This is a genomic window from Streptomyces sp. NPDC017940, from assembly GCF_044328435.1.
Classification (GTDB): Bacteria; Actinomycetota; Actinomycetes; order Streptomycetales; family Streptomycetaceae; genus Streptomyces.
On record NZ_JBIRHJ010000010.1, the window covers coordinates 179,943 to 187,664 of the forward strand.

General features: G+C 73.7%; 3 protein-coding genes. 2 read left to right on the forward strand and 1 reads right to left on the reverse strand.

Annotated features, from left to right (window positions below; translation table 11 throughout):
• Positions 1-99: 99 nt before the first annotated feature.
• Positions 100-1,746, forward strand: a complete 1,647-nt coding sequence (locus tag ACH4DX_RS31485) for a M4 family metallopeptidase (RefSeq protein ID WP_398157599.1) — start codon at positions 100-102, stop codon at positions 1,744-1,746.
• A 125-nt stretch (positions 1,747-1,871) separates the two neighbouring features.
• Here ACH4DX_RS31485 and glgP read toward each other — a convergent pair whose 3' ends face one another.
• On the reverse strand, positions 1,872-4,523 hold the full coding sequence (glgP, locus tag ACH4DX_RS31490) for an alpha-glucan family phosphorylase (protein ID WP_398157600.1): 2,652 nt from the start codon (positions 4,521-4,523) through the stop codon (positions 1,872-1,874).
• 262 nt (positions 4,524-4,785) lie between these two features.
• Here glgP and ACH4DX_RS31495 point away from each other — a divergent pair, with 262 nt between their 5' ends.
• Complete coding sequence (locus tag ACH4DX_RS31495) at positions 4,786-7,407, forward strand: protein kinase (RefSeq protein WP_398157601.1); 2,622 nt, start codon at positions 4,786-4,788, stop codon at positions 7,405-7,407.
• The last annotated feature ends 315 nt before the right edge of the window (positions 7,408-7,722 follow it).

The window sequence follows — 7,722 nt, forward strand, 5'->3', positions numbered from 1 at the left end:
AATGGCACGCTTCCCCCGCACGGCACACGAGTACCGCACAGCACTTCTGGCCCGGGTGGTCCCCCATGCCATCCGGGCTCCCCCACACAAGGAGCCTGCGTGAGCCCGTACATATCGAGGAAGCGTTCCACCCTGGCCATCGCGACCGCCGTCGCCGCGGGCGCGTTGCTCGCCGCCGGACTGACCACCGGCGCCGCCGCACAGCAGGACACCGACCGCGCGGCCACCGCCGAGGCCCCGGCAGCTTCCCCCATGCAGCTCTCCGCGTCCGTCCGCTCCGGCCTCCTGAAGGACGCCGAGGCCGGCACGGCCGCCACCGCCGGCAGGATCGGCCTCGGCGCCAAGGAGAAGCTCGTCGTCAAGGACGTCGTGAAGGACCGTGACGGCACCACCCACACCCGCTACGAGCGCACCTACGACGGGCTGCCCGTCCTCGGCGGCGACCTCGTGGTCCACACCGCGAGGAGCGGCGAGGTCAAGGGTGTCAGCAAGGCCACCGAGGCGCAGGTGAAGGTCGCGTCGACGGACGCGAAGCTCGCGCCGAAGTCGGTGGCGAGGTCCGCCGAGTCCACCGCCGCCAGAAGCGGCGACACCGAGAAGGCCGACGCGAAGGCGCCCCGCAAGGTGATCTGGGCCGCCACGGGCAAGCCCGTGCTCGCCTTCGAGACGGTCGTCACCGGTGTGCAGAAGGACGGCACGCCGAGCGAGCTGCACGTCGTGACGGACGCGGCCTCCGGCAAGAAGCTCTTCCAGTACCAGGCCGTCGAGAACGGCAAGGGCCACAGCCAGTACAGCGGTGACGTCACGGTCGGCTCCACCAAGAGCGGCAGCACCTACCAGCTGACCGACGGCGGGCGCGGCAAGCACAAGACGTACGACCTGGCGCACGGTTCCAGCGGCGGCAAGCTGTACACGGACGCCGACGACGTCTGGGGCACGGGCAAGCCGTCGAACACCCAGACCGCGGCTGTGGACGCCGCCTACGGCGCCGGTCTCACCTGGGACTACTACAAGAACGTGCACGGCCGCAGCGGCATCAGGGGCGACGGCAAGGGCGCCTCGTCCCGCGTGCACTACGGCAACAACTACGTCAACGCCTTCTGGCAGGACTCCTGCTTCTGCATGACGTACGGCGACGGCGAGGGCAACGCCAAGCCCCTCACCTCCATCGACGTGGCCGCCCACGAGATGACCCACGGCGTCACCTCGGCCACCGGCAACATGGAGTACAGCGGCGAGTCCGGCGGCCTGAACGAGGCGACCAGCGACATCTTCGCCGCCGCCGTCGAGTTCAAGGCGAACAACGCCAAGGACAAGGGCGACTACCTCATCGGCGAGAAGATCGACATCAACGGCGACGGCTCCCCGCTGCGCCACATGGACAAGCCCTCCAAGGACGGCTCGTCCCTGGACTACTGGGACGCGAACGCCGGCAACGTCGACGTGCACTACTCGTCGGGCATCGCCAACCACTTCTTCTACCTGCTGTCCGAGGGCAGCGGAAAGAAGACGATCAACGGCGTGACGTACGACAGCCCGACCAAGGACGGCTCCAAGGTCACGGGCATCGGCCGCGGGAAGGCCGAGAAGATCTGGTTCAAGGCCCTGTCGACGTACTTCACCAGCACCACGGACTACGCGCAGGCACGCAAGGACACGGTCAAGGCCGCCGGTGACCTGTACGGCGCGGGCTCCGCGGAGGCGAAGGCGGTCGCCGCCGCCTGGACCGGTGTGAACGTCAAGTAACCCCCCGAACCGGGCGGCATGCGGGGAGTCCCCCCGGATGCCGCCCGCACCATGCACGCCGTGCGTCCGCGGGCCCGTGGTGTCCGGCCGCGCGGTGGTCCGCACCCCTTCGGGGCGCCTTGTGCTCAGCGCATCAGCACCCCGGCCGCCTCCCCCGCCGCCTCCGACGGGACCGCCACGAGCCCCAGCTCCGTGCCGTCGGCGAGCAGCCGGTGGGCGGGCAGGACGCGGACGGTGTAGCCGAAGGGCCCGGTGCGGTCCAGGGCGAGCGTCCCCTCGTACACATAGCGCACCGGCTGCCCGGGCGCGCCGCCGTCCCGCTCGGGCCCCGACGTCGGCTTCAGGGGCACCGGTACGGCGTCCGTGATGTGGTCATCGGCGTCGACCCGGCCCGCGACGGCCTGCACCTCGACGTCGTCGGGCGTCAGCTCGCCGAGCTGCACGCGGACCCGCAGCGCGAGCGTGGCGCCCAGCTCGGCGGTGGCGCCGAGGGCGGAGGCCTCCACGTGGTCGACGGCGACGCCGGGCCAGGCCGCGCGGACCCGGGACTTCCAGGCGGCGAGGGCGGTGGCGGCGTCGGGCGCGAGCACGCGGTGGGCGCGGGCGGCGGGGACGTAGAGGCGCTCCACGTACTCGCGCACCATGCGCCCGGCGAGCACCTTGGGGCCGAGCCGGGTCAGGGTCCTGCGGACCATCTCGATCCAGCGGTCGGGCAGGCCGCCCGGGCCGTGTTCGTAGAAGCGGGGCGTGATGCGGCGCTCCAGGAGGTCGTAGAGCGCGGCGGCCTCCAGTTCGTCGCGGCGGTGGTCGTCGGTGGCCGTGCCGTCCGCGGTGGGGATGGCCCAGCCGAAGTCGGGCTCGAACCACTCGTCCCACCACCCGTCGAGGACGGACAGGTTGAGGCACCCGTTGAGGGCGGCCTTCATGCCGGAGGTGCCACAGGCCTCCAGGGGCCTGAGCGGATTGTTCAGCCACACGTCGCAGCCCGCGTACAGCTTCTGCGCCATCGCCATGCCGTAGTCGGGCAGGAACACGATGCGGTGGCGCACGCGCGGGTCGTCGGTGAACCGGACCAGGTCCTGGATGAGGCGCTTGCCGCCGTCGTCGGCGGGGTGCGCCTTGCCCGCGACGACGATCTGCACGGGCCGGTCGGGGTGGGTGAGCAGATCCATCAGCCGGTCGCGGTCCCGCAGCATCAGCGTCAGCCGCTTGTACGAGGGCACGCGCCGCGCGAACCCGATGGTCAGCACGTCGGGATCGAGGACTTCGTCGATCCAGCCCAGTTCGGCGGTGGCCGCGCCCCGCTGCCGCCAGGACAGGTGCAGCCGCCGCCGGACCTCGTACACGAGCTGGGCGCGCAGTTCGCGGCGCAGCAGCCAGATGTCGCCGTCCTGGATGTCGGCGACGGCGTCCCAGCGCTCGGAGCCGCCCACGGACAGGGCGCGGTCGGCGCGCCCGGCGCCGATCTGACGGGCACCGAGGGCGAAGACCTCCGGGGCCACCCAGGTGGGGGCGTGCACGCCGTTGGTGACCGAGGTGATGGGCACCTCCTCGGCGTCGAACCCCGGCCAGAGGCCCTGGAACATCTCGCGGCTCACCTTGCCGTGCAGGGTGGAGACCCCGTTGGCGCAGCGGCCGAGCCGCAGGCCCATGACGGCCATGTTGAAGAGGTTGGGCTCACCGCCCGGATAGGTCTCCATGCCGAGTCGCAGGATCAACTCGACATCGAGTCCGGGGAGTTCGGCGTCGGGCCCGAAGTGATGGGCGACGAGTTCCCGGTCGAAGCGGTCGATACCTGCGGGCACCGGTGTGTGGGTGGTGAAAACGGTGCCGCCGCGCACGGCCTCCAGGGCGGCGTCGAAGCCGAGCCCTTCGCGCACCCGCTCGTGGATGCGTTCGAGGCCGAGGAAGCCGGCGTGCCCCTCATTGGTGTGGAAGACCTCGGGTGCGGCGTGCCCGGTGAGGCGGCAGTAGGTGCGCACGGCCCGCACGCCGCCGATCCCGAGCAGCATCTCCTGGAGCAGCCGGTGCTCGCTGCCGCCGCCGTACAGCCGGTCCGTCACCTCGCGGGCACCCGGGTCGTTCTCCTCCACGTCCGAGTCGAGGAGCAGCAGCGGCACCCGGCCGACCTGCGCCTGCCAGACGTGGGCGCGCAGGGCCCGGCCGCGGGGCAGGGCGATCCGCACCAGGGTGGGGGTGCCGTCGCTCTCGCGCAGCAGGGTCAGGGGCAGCTCGTTCGGGTCGAGGACGGGGTAGTGCTCCTGCTGCCAGCCGTCGCGGGTCAGGGACTGCCGGAAGTAGCCGTGCCGGTAGAGCAGCCCCACGCCGATCAGCGGCACACCGAGGTCGCTCGCCGCCTTCAGGTGGTCGCCCGCGAGGATGCCGAGCCCGCCGGAGTACTGCGGCAGGGCCGCGGTGACGCCGAACTCGGGTGAGAAGTAGGCGATGGCGCGCGGGAGTTCGGCGTCGGGCGCGGCCTGCCGCTCCTGGTACCAGCGCTCCCCGGTGACGTAGGCGCGCAGGTCGTCGGCGGCCTCGTCGAGCCGCCGCAGGAAGGTGTCGTCGGCGGCGAGGGCGGCGAGGCGTGCGCTCGGCACGGCGCCGAGGAGCCGCACGGGGTCGTGGCCGGAGTCGGCCCACAGGTCGGGGTCCACGTCGCGGAACAGGTCGCGGGTCCCGGTGTGCCAGGACCAGCGCAGATTGCGGGCGAGTTCGTCGAGGGGGCCGAGCGGGGCCGGGAGGACGGGACGTACGGTGAATCGACGGATGGCTTTCACAGGACACCTCTGTCGGAAGGGCGTACGTATCGGAAAGGGCCTACGCGTACCGCCGGGAGGGCGTACGCGTCTGCCGGAAGACGTAGGTGGCGTTTCGGCGTAACGACGGTAGCGGCGCGGAGCCTCCCGCAACCACGGCGCGCGGGGCGCGCACCACCCCCGCTCCCCGGTGACGTGAACCTGCCGCAGCACCGACCGCGCCGTGGGGATAACGTGACCCGGTGTCACGGGAGTTCATCACGGCACGGGGGGGTACCGGCGGATGATCGGGCAGTTGCGGGAGGCGTCACCACGCCGGATCGGCCCGTACGAGACGCTGGCGCGGCTCGGCGCGGGCGGCATGGGCGAGGTGTTCCTCGCGGCGCCCGCGAACGACCGCGGCACGGGCGGCCCGCGCCCGGACGCGCTGGTGGCCGTGAAGGCGATCCGCGGGGACCTGACGGGCGACGCCGCCTTCCGGGCCAGGTTCCGGCGCGAGATCACGGTGGCGACGGCCGTCACGAGCCCGTGGGTGGCCCGGGTGGTCGCGGGCGACCCGGACGCGGACCAGCCCTGGCTCGCCACGGAGTACGTGGCGGGCCCCACGCTCGCCGAGGCCGTGCGCGGACACGGCCCGATGCCGCCCGGCACGGTCGCGGCGCTCGGCGCCGACCTGGCGCGCGCACTCGCCGCCGTGCACGCGGCGGGCGCCCTGCACCGCGACCTGAAGCCCGCGAACGTGCTCCTCGGCGCGGCGGGCCCCAAACTCATCGACTTCGGTGTGGCCCGCGTCAGGAACGCCACGACGATGACGACGACGGGGGTGGTGGTCGGCACGCCCGGCTTCATGTCCCCCGAGCACGTCGCGGGCGGCCGGCACGTGGTCGCCGGGTCGGACGTCTTCTGCCTGGCGTCGGTCCTGGCCTACGCGGCGACGGGCCGCGACCCGTTCGGTGACGGCCCGCTGGCGGCCGTGCTGTACCGGGTGTCGAGGGCGGAGCACCGCCTGGACGAGGTGCCCGACGAGCTGCGGGACGTGCTCGCCGAGTGCCTGGCGGGGGCACCGGAGGAGCGCCCGGACCCGGAGGAACTGGCACGGCGCCTGGCGGAACGGGCAGGACCCGCACGGACCGCGGCGGCGGACGGCTTCCCCTGGCCGGCGCCGGTCGCGGCCCGGATCGAGGAGGCGCGGCGGGAGGTGGAAGGGCTGTGCGCGAACGGGCTGCCGCTGCTCCCGGTGAACGCGGCACCCGTGACGCCCCGTACGCCCACGGCGCCGGGGACCCCTCCCCGGGACCTGCACGCCATGCAGACGGTGGGCGCGGTCTCGCCCCCGAGGGGTCCCGCGGCGCCTGCCGTCGGGAGTGCGGCGGCCCCCGGTGGACGCCTCCGGCGGGGCCGCGTGCTCGCGGCGATCGTGGCGGTGGCGCTGGTGGGCGGCGGCGTGGGGGCGCTGCTCGCGCTGCGGGGAGGCGATGAGGACGCCGGGCGACCGGGTGCGGCGGCTCCACGCCACTCCAGCGAGGGCGCGCGAAAGGAGAACAGCGGGGACGCACCGTCCAAGGGGGAACTGAGGGCCCTGGCGGGGGTGGACGAGCAGGGCGGGGCGGACCGCAGCGGCGTGGTGCCGCAGCTCGCGGCGCAGCGCCCGGACGGCTGGAAGCAGTGGCGGGGGAGGTTCGGGCACGCGCCGCTGCACTGCGCGGCCGACGCGGAGGCCGTCGTGTGCCTGCTCACGGACGGTACGTACGAGGCACTCGGGGCGGCCGACGGCAGGCGGCTGTGGACGGCGGACGGCCGCGCGGCGGGCGACGGGAACGGCGGCGAGGCGTACATCGGTCCTTCCGGCGCGCTCTTCATGCCCGGCGACTCGCTGGCGCCCCAGCTGCGCGGCGGCACCGCGGTCATCGCGCACCGGGGCCGCCTCCAGGCGCGTGACTCCCGTACGGGCGAGGTCGGATGGACGGCGGCGCCGGAGCGCGGGCGCTTCATCGGCAAGCCGGTGCTGCACGGCGACCTGGTGGTGGTGGGCGACCAGGTCCCGCTGTTCGACGACGCGGGCGGTCCGGGTGTCTCGGTGACCGCGTACGCGCTGCGGGACGGGGCGCGGCGCTGGTCCACGCCGACACTGGCCGAGGAGCTGGCCAAGGCGGAGGACGGCGCGTACACGCCGGAGTTCGTGCGGGACGGTTTGGTGTACGCGACGACGCGGGACGCCGTGGTGGCACTCGACGCCCATGACGGCGAGGAGCGGGCCCGCAACGACGGGCTGCCCGGTGAGGGCTGCCGCTCGCTGATGGCCCGCGGCGGCTCCGGGGACGTCCTGTGCGTCGGTGCGGTGGGCGGGTCATCCGACTTGGACGCCCCCACCGACGAGCCGCAGCTGCGCGTCTCGCGCCTGGAGCCGCGCACCCTGAAGGAGACCGGTGGCTTCGGTGTCGAGGCGACGCTGGAGGAGTCCTCCGGCATGCGGGTGAGCGCGGTGAGCGGGGAGGCGGCGGTCATCCAGTCCCGGGAGACGCGGCGGCTCCTGGTGGCGGACGCCGCCGACGGCAAGGTCCTGCGCGACACGCCGCAGCGGTACGCGCCGGGCCGCCCCGTCCAGGGCGAGGCGATGCCCCGCCTCGTGTCCTCGGGGCCGCTTGTCGTGGGCGGCGGTCGGGCGTTGTACGCGGACAACTCCCGTCTGGTGTCGTTGCCGTTGACCGGCAGGGGGCCGGAGCGGGCCCTGCGGGTGCCGGGGGCTCCCGGTGACCGGGAGGAGCCTGCCGGGGACTCGGGCGACACCGGCACCGTGATCGCGGACTCGTTGCGACCGCCGGTGGTGTTGCCGCTGGGCGGGGTGGTGCACGTCGTCTACGACGAGGGAACGGTGACGTCGGTGGCGATCCCCCCGGCGTCTTGACTGCCTCTTGGGGGTGCCCCTTCCCCTTACCTGCCGGGCACCCGGCGGTGTGGGCTGTGCCCACCCTCCCCCAAGCTCCCGGCTCCGCTCGAGCAGGGAGGCACCCCCCTCGCCCCTGGCGGACCAGCTGCCCACAGCGGGGGGCACGGCGGGCGGCGAAAGCCGCACGGGCCGCACAAGACACCGAACCGGACCGCAAGTGGCACCGAACCGCAAGGCACACGGGCCGCAAGTGGCACGGAGCCGCAGACGCTGAACGCACGGGAGGGGTCGTGGCGGGATGACCGAGCGCAGCGTGCCAAGCAACACACTGAC